Below are 18,828 nucleotides of genomic sequence, written 5' to 3' on the forward strand. Positions count from 1 at the left end.
TTGTTATTGCTGATGATGAACAGATCATCGTTGAAAACACACAACTACCATCTACCTTAAAAGCTTTTTTGCCGGTGGCTGTACCTATATTTTTAATAGCTATCAAATCCTTTTTTTCGGTAGAGCATACCACAGTAAACCCATTCATAACTATCTTCAATTCCCTTGGCGACCCGATAATCGCCTTAGCCATTGGCGTATTGCTTGCCTTTAATTGCCTGCGTAGCTGGAATAAAGAAACCATTAGCAAATTACTCCAGGAAGGCGCGGAAAAGGCAGGCAGCATTTTAGTTATTATTGGGGCCGGCGGCGCTTTTGGGGCGGTACTGGCAGCTACCAAAATTGGCAACCATTTAAGCGATGCTTTGCCGCTGGCCAGTATGGGTATCTTATTCCCGTTTTTGATAACTTTTGTTTTAAAAACTGCGCAGGGCTCGTCAACAGTAGCTATTATTACGGCAGCATCTATTGTATTGCCCCTACTGCCTTCACTTGGCCTGGATAATGAGAAAGGGCATTTGCTTTGTGTGTTGGCTATGGGTGCAGGTTCTATGATGATATCGCATGCTAACGATGCCTACTTTTGGGTGATTGCCAAATTCTCGGGTCTGGAGATGAATACCATGCTAAAGGTATATTCGGTAGCTACTATTTGCATGGGCGTAACCTCGTTTATAATTGTTTATTTGCTTTCTTTTATATTGTAACATGCACATTCTTATAGCCCCAAATGCTTTCAAAAATAGTTTAACTGCCGGTGTAGCTGCTTTGGCTATTGAAAAAGGCTTACAGCAAAGCAACCTGAATTGCACAACCCAATGTTTCCCTATAGCCGATGGCGGCGACGGAACAGCAGCTATCATCATACAGCAACTGCAAGGTAAACTGGTAAGCATGCAAGTACACGACCCATTGGGCAGAATTATCACCGCGTCCTTTGGGTTGATTGAAGATGGTAAAACCGCGGTCATAGAAATGGCAGATGCTTCGGGACTAAGGTTATTGAAAGCCGACGAACTAAACCCTTTGCGTGCATCATCTTACGGCACAGGGGAAATGGTAAAAAAGGCGCTGGAATTGGGTGTAAATAAAATCCTGATAGCCATGGGTGGTTCTGCTACTGTTGATGGGGCTACAGGCATTTTAAGCGCTTTGGATATTAAGTTTTTAGCGGGCGATAGCAGAGAGCTTAACAACCTGCCCGAAAGCCTGATAGAGCTAAAAAGCATTGATCACTCCGGCATCGACCCAAGAATATTGAACTGCGAAGTAATTGTGCTTTGTGATGTGGACAATATGTTATTGGGCGATAACGGATCGGCAGCGGTATTTGGCCCGCAGAAAGGTGCCGATGCAAATGCCGTAAAGAAACTGGATACCGCACTGGCAAAGTTTAACGATGTTACCCTGCAACAATTTGGCAAAAACATGGCTACTGCAAAGTATGGTGGCACTGCAGGTGGTGCAGCCGCGGGTTTATATGCCCATATCAATGCCAGTCTTGTAAATGGCATTGATTACCTATTACAACTAACCAACTTTGACCAATCCCTTCAAAAAAGCGACCTGCTTATTACAGGAGAAGGCAGTATTGACGAGCAAACCTTAAATGGCAAAGGCCCGTTCGGAGCGGCCAGCAGGGCAAAAGCAAAAGGCATCCCTATTATTGGCCTGGCAGGGAAAATTCCCGCAGCAAACAACCAAAAGCTTAATGAGTACTTTAATGTACTGATGGCCATTGGCAACGAACCCTCTGATATCGAAACAGCATTGGCTCGTACGGAAGAAAACCTCATCCGCACTGCAAAAGGCATTGGTGATATGTTGGCTATCGGTAAACCCTCTGTTTAAAATATCCCCAGGAATTTCTTGTGTTTCTTCTTATCGGGCGTGGCTTTTTTAATTGCCGAATCTATAGTAGCCTTTATTGCCTTGTTTGCGGCAGCCTTACGTACGGCCATTAATTTACGGTTATTTGCTCTCATAACACTGTCGTAATTATAAGCCCTTGCCATAAATGGAGGTTTCAGATAATCACGGGCATCTACATATACCGGTATAACGTTCCCGGTCACATCATCCTTATTTAAAAAGGCCGAATAGAAGAATAAAGCCATAAAGATACCGCCCAGTGTTAACACCATGCCAAACGCGCCTCTTGATAATAACATTTTTGACTTATCGCGCTCGTAAGTACCCTTATCATTGTTGAAACGGATACCTGCCTGGTCTGCTAAAAGTTTAAGAGAGGATAACTGTTTATCCTTCTCCACCTCATCCTGCTGGTAATGCGCTACCATGTGCTGCAAGCGTTCGTTCTCTGCCTGTATAGCGGTGGTGCTCAGTCTACCATCAGCGGCAAGGCTGCCATTTATTATCGCATCGTGTAGTTCTACGCCGTTTTTAAAGCGTGCATCGGGCGATTTTTGCAGGCACTTTTCTATTACATCTAAAAGCCATTGAGGCACCTGCATTTCCTGCGTTTGCTTCAGGGTAGTCCAGCTATCAGGCAGGTTCTTTTTTCTTGCTTCGCGAAGATCCGGAACAGGCGCTTCCATGTGGGCCAGCATAATAGCATTTCGGCCAGTTTCGCCGTTACCTGTTAGCGGGAAAGGCACCTGGCCGGTCAATAGTTCATATAAAATAATGCCATAGCTGTAAACATCTGTCTGCAAAAGCATGGCACCGTCATGTTGCTCTGGCGCCATAAACTCTATTGCCCCGGCATGGCGTATGCTGCTGCGGCGCTCCTCTTCGGTCATTACCGCCAGTCCAAAATCAAGCAATACATAATTGCCTGTGTGGACGTTGTATTTTACATTATTACTTTTTATATCGCCATGCTTAACGCCTATTTTATGACAATGCGCCAAAGCACCCGCCAACTGGTCGGCCACGCGGATAACCTCTTTTAGCATGAAGATCTTTTCGTGAGGAGGTTGCAGCAGTTCGCTAAGGTCAGGGCCTTCAATGTACTCCATCTCGATATATGGAAGCGAGCCACTCTCGGTAATACCCGAGCTGAGTATTTTTACAACGTTGGGGTTAGGTTCTTCATTAACCTTTTGCAGTTTGGCTACCTCATTACTAAAGTTGCGGAAATTCTTATCATCCTCACTTTCAGAATGGATGGGTGTTGGTAAAAGTTTTACCGCCGTAATCACAGGCCCCATACGGCGACCTTTATATACCGAACCCTGCCCGCCCGTTCGCAGCGCGCCCAGGTTCTCTAAACCTTCTGTTATCGTAAAAACTTTACTCATGTATTGCGGGTTGGTAACTAAACTCTAAAACTGCCGATTCGCCCAAGATAATTTGATCACCCTCCTGTAGTTGGTGGCCTATATGGATAGAACTCAGTTTAATAATATCTTCACTTTTCTCTGAACGGATCTTTATCTTATTCCTGGGCGGTATACCGCCTTCATCAGCAAAGATCATGAAACGCCCTGCATCATTATTCCACTCGATATGGGCATGCTGGCGGCTCACATATTTATTACTATCGTTCTCGCTATCTGAAGGAAAAGCGATATGGTTAGTGCGGAAAAAACCATCATCGCCCTGCGCCTTTTTATCCCTGCCTATATGGACCTTACCACCATCTGATGTGATGTTGTATTCCTTTTTATCGGTATCTCCACTCAAAGCCCTAAGATAGGCTGACGCGGTTTGCTTAATAAAATTCTTGCTGGTTTTAATAAAGAACGCGGCATCCAATTTATTCGATTTAACTGCCTCCGGCGGAAATTCCTCGTTCAGCACCACGTCCATCAGCCAGCTTTCGGGCAGGTTTACGGCGTAGTCATCGGCAATACGTTGCACCTCGTCTTTAAAAACTTCGGGTTCATCAATATAAACAGCAGCCTCGTAAACAGCGCATTCAGAAGACGGACAGTTGATGTAAAGATTTAATCCTTTTATATTCCCCCCCTCACCGCCTTCGGCTTTTTGCAGCTCCTGTTTTATAAATTGCAACAACTCATAACGGATGCCTTTTACATCAACCGGTCGATCTTCCTTATCACCTTTAAACAAATTAAACATATTACTACCGTAGTATTATTGAACCCAAAAATCAATTATATATTATGCTAAACCCAAGCCTTATTCACTTGTTTGCTCTTTGATGCTTTTAATATAACCTTTTTCGCGCAGGAACGGAATTACATGCTTTCCGGCCAGTTTCACCGCATCAGATGAGCCCTTTGTCGACTCTACTCTTATACAAACCACCATATTGCCGGTACCATTTGCCTTTGGCGCGAAAAAAACATACCACCCATCGTTTATCTGCTGTTTCTTCCAGATCCGTTCGGGTGTACCGGTTTTTCCTGCTACCGCGATGCCTAAGGTATATTCCTTCGGCGCGCTTTGCTCTATCATATATTGCCTGATAAGCCCGGCATATTTAGGATCATTGGCTATTTTAGTACCCGGTTTAACCGAAGTCACCGAATCGCTCACTTTTAGCACGTACCGGTTTTGATGTAATACACCGCCATTGGCAATTGATGATGCCAGCCTTGCTACCGATGCCGGGGTAGCGATCAGCTCGCCCTGCCCCCATGCCATACCCGATATACCTTTGGCACGTGTACGGCGAATGTTATTAGGGTCGTACCTCGGCTTGGTGTTAAACTCAGTTTTTCGCCAGAGCTTACGCCATTTTTCTTCCTGATCGGCACTTAACTTATCGCGGCCATAATAATAACCACCTACACCATGCAAAAACATGCCTGTTTTAAGGTAAACGGTAGCCATATCTTCCTGCAGATGCTCCTGGTTAGCCAGTTTAATAAAGTATACGTTATTTGATTTGGCAACCGCACGTTCCAGGGTTATCAAGCCGGTTTCATCGGGCTCTATACCTTTGGTACGGATGCGCTCATAACTCGCCACGTTATACTTTTTATCGGCAGCCGCCAGGCCCAGTTTATTGAACGATGCCATAGTGGTAACAAGTTTGGCTGTTGAACCCGGTTGTGTTGCCAGTGTAAAACCCAGATCCTGCGTGGTAGTCCAGTTAGCCAGTTGATTCTGTTCATAGTAGCTCATGGTAAGCTTTTCCCAGTTGTGCACAGGCGGCAATGGATAAACAGCCGAAGTCAGTACATCGCCGGTATTGGCTTCCATCACTACAACCGAAACACGGTTGTCCAGTAAGGCAGTATCGCTTGCAATTGAGTTTTGGATACTGGTTTGCAGTCCTGCATCCATGGTCAGCCGCACATCCCGGTTACGGTTTTTAAAAGCTGCTACTTCTTTACTGTTGATACCGGCAATTAGCAAAGGCGATATTTCACTATAATCTTTCTTCACTACCGTCATTTCCTTTACACCACGGGCTAAAAATCTGTCCTCCTGGTAGCGGTTGGCGGTAACATTGTAATTAGTGGTCGGCATTTTAAAGCCGCGCAGTTCGGCAGCGTGCTCGTACTCGGCAAAGTATCCGTTGGGGCTACCGTTAAAAACACCACTATTGGCATCACCCGTCCAAAAAAACATTTGTTCTTCAAACGGATAGTATCTGTCTAAGCGCTTGTGCATAGCCGAATCAATATTGTAACCCTGTGCCCCGGCAATAACTAATTTTCTATGCTGTTTCTTTATTAATTCTGGGTTACTGGTTGCCAGTAATACCCCATCGCGGTCATAAATATTACCCGCTTCCAGCCTGTTCATTAATATGGCTATGCGTGGGTTATAGCTAAACATACGCGCGCCGCTTTTATCGGCCACCAGGGCGGGTTGTACTACCCACTTTTTGTTATTGAACAGGTAACGGGAAACATTGACGGTTAATAGCGTAACCCCCACAAAAGCGGCTATCAGCGCAGGTACCAGGTTTTTATCCTGCTGGCGCGATATATAATTCATTTGTACAGGTGTGCCCCTTACCAAAGATGCAGACAGTAAAAACCCCGACGCCAGCAAGTTGGCCACCAATGATGAACCACCATAGCTTTGAAACGGCAAAGATACGCCCGAAAGTGGTAATGCACCGGTTGAACCACCCGCTATGAGCAGGAACTGCACAAAGGTAGATACCCCTATCCCCGCGCATAAATAGAACAGGAATGGTGTCCCCGTTCGCCGCCCTATCAAAATAGAACGGTGCAGGTAAACCAGAAACAACAGGAAGATACAGACGATACCCGTCCACCCAAATTCTTCACCCATTGATGGCAATATCATATCGGTATGCGCTTCGGGAATGGTTTTGGCAAAGCCTTCGCCTACACCCTGGCCGCTTACACCACCGCTGCTCATGGCCCAAAGGCCGTTGGCAACCTGGTCGCCGCCATAAACTTCATTATTCCATGCATCCTGCCAAATGGCTTTACGGTCTACCAATCGTTGAACCGGGCCGGGGAACAGTTTACCTAAATACGGGATCTGGTCGATGGTTAAAAACGCTGCCATAATAATGAGCACCATCATTGCTGATTCGCTCAGTTGCCTGCGTTTAAACAGCATAAACAAGGCAGCGATAGCGGCTGTTATTAATGCCGATAACCAAACGTTCTTCACTACCCACGATACGATAACGTATAGCACTACCGCCCCCGCCATAAACATAAAATCGCCACGGGAGAACGAAAACAGTACAATAAAGGTAAAACAAACGACCATTGCCGGCCCCAGATCGCCCAGTAACAGGAATAGTAATAAGGTCACTAAAATTGCGATCAACGCGAAAGAGAAGAACGACCAGCGTTTACTCCAACTCGTATATTCGCTTATCAGTTTCTCGTTAGCGGCAAAAAATCCCGCAAGGAAAAGAATGATTAAATATTTTACGATCTCGCTGGGCTGAAAACCAAACAGGTTCACCTTTACCCCGCTACCTTCGGGACCGGTACCAAATTTAATGGTCATGGCCAATAGCGTTGCTGCCAGTACCACCCAGGGCCAGCCGTTTGAGGCATTGCGGTTATGCTTAAATACCAGCATACGGTAGATCCACGAATCGGGTGTAAAGCGGCGCAGGTTAAATTGCAGCATTACCAGCAGGGCGACTAAGCCAATGCCCAAATACACCAGCATATCCTTCGCTAAAAATCTATCGCGAAGCGGATCTTGTAAACTCAATAAGGTTAAAAACGATAACCCTGTCAATATCATTACCACCGGTAATATTAACTGATCGGAGGTGCTAAACTTCCACGACAGCAATAAATGCACAAACAAAAACGCCGCGATAAAACTGCCGGATATAATCCAGAACCAATCGTTAAACTCCTGTGGGGTACGAATGATAAGGGATTTTTCCTTCTTAAGGATATTAAAATCTTTTGTAGAGAACAACCTGATGGTATGAGGCGATTGGCTAAACGTAAGGCTTTCATCATCATCTAAGTTTTGTACCCCCTGCGATGTTCCGAATTGGTAGCCGGGTTGTAAAGGTAGTAGCTTGAATGCTTTGCCTTCGGGCAGATTTTTAAATTCCGCAACGCCTTGCTCATTGGTGCGTGCGTAAGCGGTTAATTGCTGTAAACGGCGTTTGCCGGCACTATCGGGCAAATACACTTTTTTAAAGCCGCTGCCATTTTCAGTAACCGGTTTAACTTCGTCCAGTTCTTCATCGTTGTAGATGCTATCCTGCGGCAATATCATATCAAGGCGCACCAGTACGCCAGCTACAGGTTGTTTTTTATTTGTGATAACACCACTAATGCTATGCTGGCCCATTGCCAGATCAGTTACCGAAGGCACCTTAGCCGGACTGCTTCTTTCACTCACAAACAGCACAGAATCCTCGCCGGTATAACCTAATAAAGAGCGGGATGCACTAACCCTGCTTTTGAACGATTCGCCGCCCTTCTCAAAAGCCTCATCGGCTATGATAAAATATTTACGTTTGTTCAGTTCTCCTATGTTATCAATTTTTTGCCCCGTACCAATATTGCTGGCTACGGTTGCCGTTATCAGGTTAATATCGCGCTTATCGTCAAAGTAATAGCCTCGGGTAAGCAGCTCTTTTAACTGGCCGGCGGGGTCTTTGGCGTTCAGGTTGATCATGGTGCCATCTTGCAGGCGCTTATCTACATCAGTAAAACGCAGCTGCAAAACCGAGTATAACCTAAAGAATAAAAAAACGAACAGAACGCTTATCAATAACAGGAAGATCCGCTCCTTCCATCGGGTAACCGTCTCTATTTTATCTTCCATTTGGCTTTACAATGGTTTTGGTTGGCGCTTTTATTTGGGTGTCCGAAACAGTGATCTTATCCGACGGAAAATCAGCCGTTATATATTTTGTACCCGGCAAATTGTATTTCCTTTGGATAGGTAACCTGCAGTTGATAAACTGTGTATTATGCAGATAGAACCCGCTATTATACAGATCAACTGCTATATCAAAATCGTTAAACTTAAAGTTTTCCAATACAACTATTTTGTTGTTTGGAGAGATAGACAAAGCCGGGCCTTTATAAGCGGTATCCCTTTGTAAAACAATGCTGCCTGTTACCTTAATGTATAACGAATCCTGATCGATGTGCAAGGTATCAGTAATTATAACGGGCTGTTTAAACGATGTATCAGACAATACCAATGTATCGCCCTTAAAAGCATCTATGGCATCCTGTAGTTTTACCTCATCGGCATTGCGCAGTTTTTGTACAATCGGGCCAGTTTGTTCAAGCGTAGCTTCCTTTTGTTTTGTAACATATAACCAAATAGTTGAGGCCAAAAACACCAGGCATAAAAAGCCCAGTATAAGTGTTAAGCCAAGATTTTTATTGGGGCCCATAGGTGTTTTCACTTTAATTACAGGTTCTAAATGTTGTTGCCCTCGGGCCGATGTTACGCCATCTCTCTCCTCATCACTTTTTTTGATGGATGATGATGTCGGCATGGTAGCTTGCGGCCGTTGTTGTGGCTTATCGTTCTGAACCAGCACAACAGTCACATTATCGCGGCCACCGTTATCATTGGCAGCGGCTATTAGCTGTGTGGCTTTTTCTTGTAGTGAAGTATTTTGAGTGATGATATCCAGTATGCCGTTCTTATCAACCAGATCGGTAAGGCCATCGCTGCAAAGCAGCAACATATCACCCGGTAAAAATGGCGACTGCCCTGTTTCAATAAAGCTCTCGTCGGTATCAATCTGGCTGGTAAAGCCAAGCGCTTTGTTTATCTCGTTACGTTTGGGGTGGTTCATGGCAGCGGTTTCCGTGAGCCTGCCGCTATCTTCCAGAAAACCTACAAAGGAGTGGTCTTTAGAGATCTTCACCAACGAACTGTCGCGCAGCAAATACAAACGGGTATCGCCTACGTGGGCATAAAAGAACTGGTTATTTTCCACATCAACCAAAGCCATGGTAGCTACACAGGCCATGCTTTCCAGTTCTTTATCTTCCAACTTTTTATCAGAGATCTGTTTACTGGCCAACTTAAAGGCATCTATCATACCGGGGATTATCTCGCCCTGCAGCCCGTGTAAGCGGCCAATAAAAACATCTTTTGCTATTGCCGCCGCTACCTCGCCGCCGTTATAGCCACCTACCCCATCAATTACAGCAGCCAGCAACATGCGGTCACCCATTACCTTTTGGGTAATAAAGGTATCCTCGTTATTGGTACGTACCCTCCCGGTATCGGTTAATCCAAAATAATTTTCAGCCATTGCGTTTACCGGATTTTTTAATGTCAATAAAATGGGTTGCCAGCAGGCAAAAACCAATTACTAATAAGCCTATTGATAATATTTGTGACATTGTTATTTACGCTTTAAACAGGTTTAAACCAATAATGCCATTAAGTAACATGCGCGAGTTTACCGGCAGCTCTACCCATTTGGGCGAGTTAATATCGCTGCGTTCTACGATAACTTCATTTAATGTGGTTATCTCACCAAATGCCGCCAGGTAAAATTTACTGTCGGCTTTGTTATAACGTATTTGCAGGTGTGGCGCGTTCACCCAGTCAGACGGGATAGTGAATATATTTGAATCCTCGCGGGTTTCTTCACTCCCCGATATAATAATCTCTTCGTCTTTCATCAAATACTCCACCTTTTTACCTGCAAACTGCTGATCGGGAATAATGGTTTCTAAACGGGCAATGTTGTTTTGCACTTTGGCGGCCAGTTTTTCTTCGGGCTCCAGTTCCTCTTCGTAGGGGATCTCAAAATAACCTTCACTGTAATAGGTAAAGCCTTTTAGAGCTTCCTGGCTTACATCAAATGTTTGGGCTATACCCGTTTGGCGCGGAATAAATGTTACCCGCAGGTTTTGTTCCTTCTGGTTATTATCGGGTAATAATTTACCGATGAAACCTTTATCACCCCGTGCATAATCCGGATGCGATACCAGCCTGAAAACCCATTTAGAACCCGACGGTTTTACGGTTTTACCCAATGCACGGTATTCTTTCAGAATCTCGTAGAACTTGGCAACAGTTTCCTGCACTATCAGCCCAAAAATGCCTTGTTTATCGGCAACAAACTCCTTGTAATCATCGGCATTAAAACTGATGATGAACTCATGATAAAATACCACCCTGTCAGCAAATGAAAGGTCCCGTATCGAGCCCTCAAATTTTTCGACAATGTAGCTGTAAACCGTATCGGGGGTAAGTGCTTTCGCTTTTGCCTTCTCGGTGCTTTCGTTGGTTAAAAACCAATCCTGTATACCTATTCGCTGCCAAAAGTTTAGTGTTGATGCCATTTATGTATCTTCAAAAAATGCTTTAATTATGTGTACTGAACATTACTTATTGCAAATTTGTTATTATTTGTTTACTATATAATTATTCGGGCTTAGCCGTTGTGTCAAGCTCTATTTTTTGGGTGGTATCCGGTGTTGAGTTCTGCGGAATTACTTCCGGTTTCTTAACCATTGTATCCTTTTTAACAGGTATTGTATCCTGTTCGCCTGCGCTATCTGTGGGAAACCTTGAACCATATTTTAACTGACCTGTACCTGTATCCGCTTTATTTTGTAACGAATCCTGGCTTAACTGGTTTGGGTTACCCTGTTTTTTTAAGAAAGTAGAATAAACCGAAAACCCCATAAACAATACCAGCAAAGTCATTACCGTATAGTAATAAGGTTTTGACAACGATACCCTTCCCTCATCCTCAATTGGCTCCGCCACAACCTTTGGTGGCGGGCCGGCTTGCTGATATTGCATCAGCTGATTATGCAGGCGTTCGTTCTCGCTTCGCAGGGCGGCGTTGCTTAAGCCACCGGTAATATCAAAACTATCTGATGCGGTTATACTGCCATTCACAATGGCATCATGCAGTTTTATACCATCACTAAACCTGTCTTTCGGTGCTTTTTGCAGGCATTTTCCAATTAGTTTAAGCACCCATTGCGGCACTTGCATTTCCCGTGCTTTCTTTTCATCATCCCAGGTATCCGGCAGTGCGTTCCTTCTTGCTTTAAGCAGATCGGGCACCGGCGATTCTATATGGGCAAGCATCACCGAGTTACGGCCGGCATCGCCACCACCGTGCAGCGGGAAAGGCACCTCGCCGGTAAGCAGTTCATATATGATAATGCCATAACTGTAAATATCCGTTTCCATTAGCATTTTGCCTTCGTGCTGTTCGGGCGCCATAAATTCTATTGCCCCCGCATGGCGGATACTGGTACGGCGCTGCTCTTCGGACATTATAGCCAGCCCAAAATCTAACAGTACATAATTGCCCGTATGGATATTATACTTTACGTTATTGCTTTTAACGTCGCCATGTTTTACACCCACGTTATGGCAATGAGCCAGGGCACTTGCCAATTGATCGGCCACGCGGATAACCTCCTTCAGCATAAAGATCTTTTCGTACGGTGGCTGCAGCAGTTCGCAAAGGTCCGGGCCTTCAATGTATTCCATTTCGATATATGGGAAGGAGCCGCTATCGGTAATGCCCGAGCTTAATATTTTTACCACATTGGGGTTTGGCTGCTCATTTACTTTTTGCAGCTTGGTTACCTCGTTACGGAAGTTACGAAAGTTCTTATCATCCTCGCTTTCGGTATGGATGGGTGTTGGTAATAATTTTATTGCTGTTAACACAGGCCCCATGCGCCTGCCTTTATATACGGAGCCTTGTCCACCGGTGCTCATGGCGCCCAGGTTTTCAAGTCCCTCTGTTATTGTAAATACTTTACTCATTGGCAGATCAGCTTGCTTTTTTTATATAAACAACATTTTACAGACTAAAGTACATTTAATACATGCACTTTGTTGTAAGTTTTTATTAAGATTTTAAGGTATATCCACAAAATAGCCCGCCATTTGTATAATGGCGGGCTATTATATATTTGATCTGTTTAAACTAATGGTGCATATGCCGAACTCCTTAATACATCTGCAAAAACTTTATAAGAGTACATTCTTGACTGATGATCAAAGATATGTGAGGTGGCCATTACCTCGTCTATACCGGTTTGTTCTATGAACGAGCTCAGTTCACTCTTAATTTTTTCGGGGCCGCCAATAAATGAATAGGCCAGCATTTGCATTACGGCTTCTTCTTCAAAAACATTCCAGATGCTATCCATACTTTTAACTGGCGGCGGCAGCAATTGCCTTTTACCGGTAACTACGCCCATAAAAAACTGCTTTACTGATGTAGCCAATCGTTCGGCCTCGCCATCCGTATCGGCAGCTACCACGTTTACACAAGCCATTACATAGGGCTTCTGCAATTGTTCTGACGGTTTAAAGTTATCGCGGTAAATTTGGATGGCTTCCATAAAATATGTTGGTGCAAAGTGGCTGGCAAAAGCATAAGGCAAACCAAATGCTGCTGCAACCTTAGCACTATCGGTACTGGAACCCAGCACCCAAATGGGTATATCCAATCCCTCGCCGGGAATAGCCCTTACCTTACTACCCGCGTTATCGTTAGAAAAATAGGTTTGCAGTTTCACAATATCCCGGGGGAAATTATGCGCCGCGTTAAAATTTTCGCCACGGATAGCTAAAGCTGTAGTTTGGTCGGTACCCGGGGCACGGCCTAAACCAAGGTCTATCCTACCGGGATAAAGCGACGCCAATGTACCAAACTGCTCGGCTACAATTAAAGGCGAATGGTTTGGCAGCATAATACCGCCCGACCCGACCCTGATCTTGGAAGTACCGCCAGCTATGTAGCCTATTAGTACAGATGTTGCAGAACTGGCTACATTCATCATGTTGTGATGTTCGGCAAACCAGTAACGGGTATAGCCTACCTTCTCGGCCAGTTGTGCCACATCCATGCTTTTTTTAAAGCTATCGGCCGGGGTGCTGCCCTCAACAACGGTAGCAAGGTCTAATACGGAATATTTTATATCTGATAATTTCTTTACGCTCATGGTAATAATACTGTTGGATAATAACACCTCTTTGAAGCAGATGTTATCCAAAATTAGTGCTAAACCGGTGCTGTTGCAGCTACAGATATGTTATATGACTTTGCATTCACACTAATCAGTTAGCGGTGACAAAAGGGAGAGCTAATGATTCGTTTTGATAAGCAAATTGCAGTTTTCGGCTGAAGCCTTTATTCATTTTTTCTAATTCCGTAACTTGAAAGGGACGGCAATGATATCCGTATAAAATCATTGCCGTTGGCTTTAGCCAACGGATAGCGGGTTATTTGACTCCCGAAGCTAAAAGAACCTTGTTAACTATTCCCTCAAATTAATATCTTAGCGCAACAGAACGAGGTTTTAGAATATGAATGATAGTCCGGAGGGTAAATATATATTGGCAAGGCTGCGGGACGAATTGCCCGCGCAGTTCCATTACCACAATATAGATCATACCCTTGATGTTTATCGCTCGGCAGAAGCTATAGCCAAACAGGAAACTATTACTGCAGAAGACACCAAACTGTTACTTGTAGCAGCCCTTTATCACGACTGCGGATATCTGCAACAAATTAACGAGCATGAGCTGGCATCGTGTAATATTGCTCGCGAGGCTTTACCGCAATTTGGCTATGCTGACATAGATGTTGAAAAAATATGCAAGCTGATCATGGCTACACAGCTGCCGCAACAACCTGCAACCCTATCCGAAGAAATAATTTGTGATGCCGATCTGGATTACCTGGGCCGAAATGATTTTACAACTACCGGGAATAAACTATATCTGGAAATGCAGGCGCTTGGCAGTATAAAAAACGCAGAAGACTGGAATAAAACGCAAATAAATTTCCTGCAAAATCATCGTTATTTTACAGCTACATCGTTGAAAAATAGGGCGCCGAAAAAACAGGAAAATTTAAGAGATTTACAAAACAAACTTCTATCGCCGAAATGAATACAGCGCCTACTGCACGATCTATAATAACAGACACATTTTACACCATCACGGGCATCTTGTTTTGCGGGTTTGCCTTAAAAAGTTTCCTGATACCCAATGCCTTTTTTGATGGCGGGGTAACCGGTATCTCCTTGCTGATACATGAGCTTTATCATTTTAATATTGCCTACGTAATTATAATAGCCAACATCCCATTCATTATTATGGGCGCCCTGCAGGTAAATAAAACCTTTGCCCTGCGTACCATGATGGCCATTATTGGTTTGGCGCTGTGCCTGCTTTACCTGCCTTATCCGGATAAGATCACATCAGACAAACTACTTGTATCAATTTTTGGCGGCGTATTTATGGGTACCGGTATCGGTTTAGCTATACGCGGCGGTTGTGCACTGGATGGCATTGAGGTGTTGGCGCTTTACACAGGGAAACGCATCAGCTTTACCATCAGCGAAATTATACTGGGTATTAATATCGTTATTTTCCTGATAGCTGCCTTAGAAGTGGGCTTTATCACCTCGTTATACTCTATCATTACCTATTACACAGCATCGCGCACCATCAATTTTGTAATTGAGGGATTGGAGGAATATACCGGCGTAACCATTATATCCGGACAGAACGCGCTGATAAAAGAAATGCTGGTAAAGCAACTAAGCCGCGGTATAACCGTTTACAAAGGCGAACGCGGTTTCCTGAAAGAAAGTTTTGACGTAAGCCATCCTGTTGATATTGTGTTTACCGTAGTAACCCGTTTAGAACTTAGGCGACTAAGAAACATGGTACATGAGATTGACCCAAACGCGTTCATTTTTACCAGCATTATTAAAGAGGCTGCGGGTGGTGTACTTAAACGCCGGGCAAGGCACTAAGGGGTTTAGAAATATATAGAGACGTAATACCTCGCGTCTTTTTGGACGATATCGGATTTGCATATGTGAGACGCGAAGTATCGCGTCTCTACTCTACTACCTCGTAGGTAACAACGGGTTTAAGTTTATTCTTCAATGTAAATTCGCCGTTTTCCTTGCATTGGAACGATTCTTTTGCCTTGTGGTAAACATCTTCAGTGATGATAATTTGCCCCCCTGTGGCTATGGATTGCAAGCGTTGCGCCAGGTTCACCGAATCGCCTATAACGGTATAATCTAAACGCCTTAATGATACGGAACCAATATTGCCTGATACCATTTCGCCGGAGTTGATACCTACTGCAATAGTAGGTTTAAATGTTTTATCACCTGCCTGTATCTCGGGTTCGTTTGATAGTTGCTCCCTTACAGCCAATGCCGCGTCAATAGCCCGATCAAGGTGAAACTCTCCCCTAAAAACAGCCATAATAGCATCGCCCATAAACTTATCAACGTGGCCGCCCTGGGCTATAATTTCCTTTACAATTTTATCAAATAAGCCATTCAGCAAGGTTACTACTGTATTGGCTGGTACGTGTTCTGTAATAGCCGTAAAGCCGCAAACATCAACAAACATTACAGTGGCCTCCAGCAGCTCGTTTTTCATTAAGCTGCCCTCAAACTCCTTGTGCGCCATAAAGTTCAGCACATTTTCGTCCACATACATTTTAAGGATGTTGTTCTCTTTGATAGCCCTTAATGTATCCTGCAATTGCCTTACATAGGTTATTGTTTTTTGCATTGTAACATCCAGATCATCAAAATCAACCGGCTTCATTATAAAGTCGAAAGCTCCGCGGTTCATGGCGGTACGTATGTTCTGCATATCGCCGTAGGCAGATACCACCACCGCTTTAAGAGTAGGGTTGGCCTCGGGCAAATGGGTAAGCAGGGTAAGGCCATCCATTATCGGCATGTTTATGTCCGATAGTATAATATCCAGATCGGGGTGTTCCTTTATTCTTTCTAAAGCCTCTTCCCCGTTCTGCGCAAAAATAAACTCGTACTCGTTTTCCCTGATCTTACGGCGGAACTTTTGTTTTACCAGCACTTCCAGATCAGCTTCATCATCCACTACCAGTATCTTAGCCATTGTTCGCTATAATGTTTTAAGTTTCTCTTTTAACAAATTAAAATCAAGCGGCTTAGTTAAAAAATCATCTGCGCCTTTATCCATTGCCTGCTTATAGTTCTCTGCATCGCCATAGGCGGTTATCATCATTACCACAGGTGGCGGCGGGGTAGGAAAATCCTCGCGAATGTGCGTTAACAACTCTATCCCACTCATGCCCGGCATATTAATATCAGACAATATCAACACCACTTCCTGATGCTTTTCTTTCAAGTAATTCAGCGCTTCCTCGCCCGATTGGGCAAAATCAAACTCTACTTCATGGCTACGTATTTCTTTGCGAAATCGCTGTAAAAAAAGTGGCTGAACGTCTGCTTCGTCGTCCACAACTAATATTTTCATATGGTGTTTAAAGATAGATAATTCAATTTTATGATAAGTGAGTAAATAACAAATAGGGCAATATAGTTATGATAGCGGCAGGGTAATAATAAACGCTGTGCCTTCGCCTTCTTTGCTTTCAATATTAATATGGCCTTTATGGGCTTTAACAATAATGTCATAGCTAAGCGACAGTCCTAATCCGGTGCCTTCGCCGGCAGGTTTAGTCGTAAAGAAGGGCTGCATTATCTTGTCTTTAATAGCATCGGGGATACCGCTGCCGTTATCTCTTACAATAACTTCAACCTCTTTACCAATTACCTTGGTAGATACTTCTACCCGTGGTTTAAAATCGCCGCCTACTGTTTTTTGCTTTTGATGCACAGCATAAAAAGCGTTGGTGAACATATTTAGCAGCACACGGCCTACATCCTGCGGTACAATATTTATGAGTGGCAGGTTAGGATCCAAATTTGCTACCAGTTCCGCATTAAAAGATTTGTCTTTGGCGCGCAGGCCGTGATAAGCCAGCCTGAAGTATTCGTCGGCGATGGTGTTCAGGTTTGTAGGTTCTTTTATGTTACTGCTGGCACGGCTGTGTTGCAGCATACCTTTCACAATACCATCGGCACGTTTGCCGTGGTGGCGTATTTTCTCCAGGTTTTGTTTAATATCCGCAGCAATGGCATTGGCTTCCTCCATATCGCCTTTGGCCATCTCTTCTTCCATTTCCTCTATCAGCTCCATGCTCACTTCAGAGAAGTTGTTGACAAAGTTTAACGGGTTTTGTATTTCGTGGGCAATACCTGCGGTAAGTTCACCTAACGATGCCAGCTTTTCCTGCTGTATTAATTGTGCCTGGGTAGCCTGCAGTTCTTTAACCGTTTCCTGCAATTCGTTCTTTTGCTGGGTAATTTCGGCGGTGCGTGCGGCTACCATAGCCTCCAGTTCATCTTTACGCTCGTTAATGCGCCTTAACTCTTGCTGTTGCTTTTTTGAAGTAGATAAACGAAGAAATATCCAGCTAAATGCCGCCAACTGCGCACATACAAAAAAGCTTTCCCACTTCTCATAAAAACTATCGAATGTAACGCCAACTATCCCACTAATTATACCCGCAGCAACCAGCGGATAATGTGCATTAAGCAGTACGGTAAACGACTTAAAATCCTCTTGCTTTTTTAAATACTCTATAAATAATAACAGATAAATACCTGCAACTATTAATACGCCATCATCACTCAGGCGTTCGTTAAAAATAATAAAGAGCAGTATAGGTACTCCCGCAGAAATTCTGAGTATCATCCGCCACTTTTGGTGTAGGGCGGTAAATTTAATTGCCCGGCTTATACGCAGGGCAAGCAAAAAAGCAGCTAAAAATGAAAAGAAATGCATAAATACGCTTCCGGTTTAAATTTAAGCCTAATGTAATTATTTAGGCTGATGAAATAACTATAGCTTAAAACTTCACAAAGTGTACTACCACCTGCAACACAATATTGCCATATACGCCCGCCAACACATCATCCATCATAACACCTGTGCCGCCCGGTAAAGCTTCCATACGGCGAATGCCAAGCGGTTTTACTATATCAAAAAAGCGGAATAGCACCAGGCCTATCAGCAGGTAATATAAATGCGCGGGGATAAACAGCATAGTTACCAGCATACCGGCAACTTCATCAATTACTACCCGGTAACTATCCTTACCCCAAATAGGTTCAACCTTATCGCCAACATAAATGCCTAACAAGGTAACTATTACCGTAACCCCAACTAAGTACCAGGGGTTTTGCAATGCAGGCTGCTGCCATAGTAGCCATATGAACGGACAGGTAACTATGGCTGCCAGTGTACCCCCACCCTTTACATACCCTATTCCGAATATTGATGCTATAAGTTTATTTATTTGCAGCATAGCTTAGCTTTTATCCAAAACATCCTCAGCGGCTTCTGCCACTTCGGGTTTCATCATATTCTTTTTAGGGAAATTGAAGAGGATTGATGTAAGCACCGGAAGGATGAATACCGCTACTGTAAATACCGATACCGCGATATCAGCGGTCTCGCCCTCCATGAATTTTGAAAACGGGGCTTCCGGGTAAAAGTGCACAAATAAGGATGCTGTTAATTTTATACCCAAAACACCTATTACCACAAAGGCTATCGTTTCCAGGAAAGTGAATTTTTCCATCA

15 protein-coding genes and 1 pseudogene are annotated in these 18,828 nt (G+C 44.0%); 4 read left to right on the plus strand and 12 right to left on the minus strand.

Annotation, left to right across the window (positions count from 1 at the left end; genetic code table 11):
* Together JWQ85_RS08875 and JWQ85_RS08880 are read left to right on the plus strand one after the other, a co-directional pair.
* On the plus strand, positions 1-707 hold a 707-nt coding region (locus tag JWQ85_RS08875), incomplete at its 5' end, for a GntP family permease (RefSeq protein ID WP_299467047.1).
* A 1-nt stretch (position 708) separates the two neighbouring features.
* Positions 709-1,851: a glycerate kinase gene (locus tag JWQ85_RS08880; protein ID WP_299467049.1), complete on the plus strand. Its 1,143-nt coding sequence runs from the start codon at positions 709-711 to the stop codon at positions 1,849-1,851.
* Here JWQ85_RS08880 and JWQ85_RS08885 read toward each other — a convergent pair.
* From JWQ85_RS08885 to JWQ85_RS08915, 7 genes are all read right to left on the minus strand, one after another.
* A complete protein-coding gene (locus JWQ85_RS08885; RefSeq protein ID WP_299467051.1) occupies positions 1,848-3,263 on the minus strand; it encodes a serine/threonine-protein kinase in 1,416 nt (471 codons plus the stop codon). The two genes, JWQ85_RS08880 and JWQ85_RS08885, sit on opposite strands and share 4 nt — an antisense overlap.
* Positions 3,256-4,047: an FHA domain-containing protein gene (locus JWQ85_RS08890; protein WP_299467052.1), complete on the minus strand. Its 792-nt coding sequence runs from the start codon at positions 4,045-4,047 to the stop codon at positions 3,256-3,258. Before JWQ85_RS08890 ends, JWQ85_RS08885 begins: the two co-directional genes overlap by 8 nt.
* A gap of 60 nt (positions 4,048-4,107) precedes the next feature.
* Positions 4,108-8,175 carry an FtsW/RodA/SpoVE family cell cycle protein gene (locus tag JWQ85_RS08895; protein WP_299467054.1) on the minus strand — a complete coding sequence of 1,356 codons (4,068 nt, stop codon included), beginning with the start codon at positions 8,173-8,175 and terminating at the stop codon, positions 4,108-4,110.
* The gene (locus JWQ85_RS08900; protein ID WP_299467056.1) at positions 8,165-9,634 is read right to left on the minus strand and encodes a protein phosphatase 2C domain-containing protein; all 1,470 of its coding nucleotides are present in this window, start codon (positions 9,632-9,634) and stop codon (positions 8,165-8,167) included. Before JWQ85_RS08900 ends, JWQ85_RS08895 begins: the two co-directional genes overlap by 11 nt.
* A 97-nt stretch (positions 9,635-9,731) precedes the next feature.
* The gene (locus JWQ85_RS08905; RefSeq protein ID WP_299467058.1) at positions 9,732-10,676 is read right to left on the minus strand and encodes a hypothetical protein; all 945 of its coding nucleotides are present in this window, start codon (positions 10,674-10,676) and stop codon (positions 9,732-9,734) included.
* A gap of 82 nt (positions 10,677-10,758) precedes the next feature.
* The gene (locus JWQ85_RS08910; RefSeq protein ID WP_299467060.1) at positions 10,759-12,129 is read right to left on the minus strand and encodes a serine/threonine-protein kinase; all 1,371 of its coding nucleotides are present in this window, start codon (positions 12,127-12,129) and stop codon (positions 10,759-10,761) included.
* A 158-nt stretch (positions 12,130-12,287) separates the two neighbouring features.
* Complete coding sequence (locus JWQ85_RS08915) at positions 12,288-13,316, minus strand: LLM class flavin-dependent oxidoreductase (protein ID WP_299467062.1); 1,029 nt, start codon at positions 13,314-13,316, stop codon at positions 12,288-12,290.
* A gap of 364 nt (positions 13,317-13,680) precedes the next feature.
* Here JWQ85_RS08915 and JWQ85_RS08920 point away from each other — a divergent pair, with 364 nt between their 5' ends.
* A complete protein-coding gene (locus tag JWQ85_RS08920; RefSeq protein ID WP_299467064.1) occupies positions 13,681-14,268 on the plus strand; it encodes an HD domain-containing protein in 588 nt (195 codons plus the stop codon).
* Positions 14,265-15,140: a YitT family protein gene (locus JWQ85_RS08925; protein ID WP_299467066.1), complete on the plus strand. Its 876-nt coding sequence runs from the start codon at positions 14,265-14,267 to the stop codon at positions 15,138-15,140. The genes JWQ85_RS08920 and JWQ85_RS08925 overlap by 4 nt, the downstream gene beginning before the upstream one ends.
* Positions 15,141-15,228: 88 nt before the next feature.
* Here JWQ85_RS08925 and JWQ85_RS08930 read toward each other — a convergent pair whose 3' ends face one another.
* From JWQ85_RS08930 to JWQ85_RS08950, 5 genes and pseudogenes are all read right to left on the minus strand, one after another.
* On the minus strand, positions 15,229-16,272 hold the full coding sequence (locus tag JWQ85_RS08930; protein ID WP_299467068.1) for an adenylate/guanylate cyclase domain-containing protein: 1,044 nt from the start codon (positions 16,270-16,272) through the stop codon (positions 15,229-15,231).
* Between the two features lie 6 nt (positions 16,273-16,278).
* Positions 16,279-16,653 (minus strand): response regulator, encoded by a 375-nt coding sequence (locus JWQ85_RS08935; protein ID WP_299467070.1) that lies wholly within the window; start codon positions 16,651-16,653, stop codon positions 16,279-16,281.
* Between the two features lie 66 nt (positions 16,654-16,719).
* Positions 16,720-18,027 carry an ATP-binding protein gene (locus JWQ85_RS08940; protein ID WP_299467072.1) on the minus strand — a complete coding sequence of 436 codons (1,308 nt, stop codon included), beginning with the start codon at positions 18,025-18,027 and terminating at the stop codon, positions 16,720-16,722.
* 64 nt (positions 18,028-18,091) lie between these two features.
* Positions 18,092-18,550 carry a phosphatidylglycerophosphatase A gene (locus JWQ85_RS08945; protein WP_299467074.1) on the minus strand — a complete coding sequence of 153 codons (459 nt, stop codon included), beginning with the start codon at positions 18,548-18,550 and terminating at the stop codon, positions 18,092-18,094.
* Between the two features lie 3 nt (positions 18,551-18,553).
* Positions 18,554-18,828, minus strand: a pseudogene (locus JWQ85_RS08950) (DUF475 domain-containing protein); the annotation flags it as partial.

The sequence above is a fragment of the Mucilaginibacter sp. genome, from assembly GCF_028288105.1.
Lineage (GTDB): Bacteria > Bacteroidota > Bacteroidia > Sphingobacteriales > Sphingobacteriaceae > Mucilaginibacter.

Bases quoted from the DNA above. Each gene is read 5' to 3' on its own strand.
- JWQ85_RS08880 (WP_299467049.1), top strand. From the start codon at position 709: ATGCACATTCTTATAGCCCCAAATGCTTTCAAAAATAGTTTAACTGCC.
- JWQ85_RS08885 (WP_299467051.1), bottom strand. From the start codon at position 3,263: ATGAGTAAAGTTTTTACGATAACAGAAGGTTTAGAGAACCTGGGCGCG.
- JWQ85_RS08890 (WP_299467052.1), bottom strand. From the start codon at position 4,047: ATGTTTAATTTGTTTAAAGGTGATAAGGAAGATCGACCGGTTGATGTA.
- JWQ85_RS08895 (WP_299467054.1), bottom strand. From the start codon at position 8,175: ATGGAAGATAAAATAGAGACGGTTACCCGATGGAAGGAGCGGATCTTC.
- JWQ85_RS08900 (WP_299467056.1), bottom strand. From the start codon at position 9,634: ATGGCTGAAAATTATTTTGGATTAACCGATACCGGGAGGGTACGTACC.
- JWQ85_RS08905 (WP_299467058.1), bottom strand. From the start codon at position 10,676: ATGGCATCAACACTAAACTTTTGGCAGCGAATAGGTATACAGGATTGG.
- JWQ85_RS08910 (WP_299467060.1), bottom strand. From the start codon at position 12,129: ATGAGTAAAGTATTTACAATAACAGAGGGACTTGAAAACCTGGGCGCC.
- JWQ85_RS08915 (WP_299467062.1), bottom strand. From the start codon at position 13,316: ATGAGCGTAAAGAAATTATCAGATATAAAATATTCCGTATTAGACCTT.
- JWQ85_RS08920 (WP_299467064.1), top strand. From the start codon at position 13,681: ATGAATGATAGTCCGGAGGGTAAATATATATTGGCAAGGCTGCGGGAC.
- JWQ85_RS08925 (WP_299467066.1), top strand. From the start codon at position 14,265: ATGAATACAGCGCCTACTGCACGATCTATAATAACAGACACATTTTAC.
- JWQ85_RS08930 (WP_299467068.1), bottom strand. From the start codon at position 16,272: ATGGCTAAGATACTGGTAGTGGATGATGAAGCTGATCTGGAAGTGCTG.
- JWQ85_RS08935 (WP_299467070.1), bottom strand. From the start codon at position 16,653: ATGAAAATATTAGTTGTGGACGACGAAGCAGACGTTCAGCCACTTTTT.
- JWQ85_RS08940 (WP_299467072.1), bottom strand. From the start codon at position 18,027: ATGCATTTCTTTTCATTTTTAGCTGCTTTTTTGCTTGCCCTGCGTATA.
- JWQ85_RS08945 (WP_299467074.1), bottom strand. From the start codon at position 18,550: ATGCTGCAAATAAATAAACTTATAGCATCAATATTCGGAATAGGGTAT.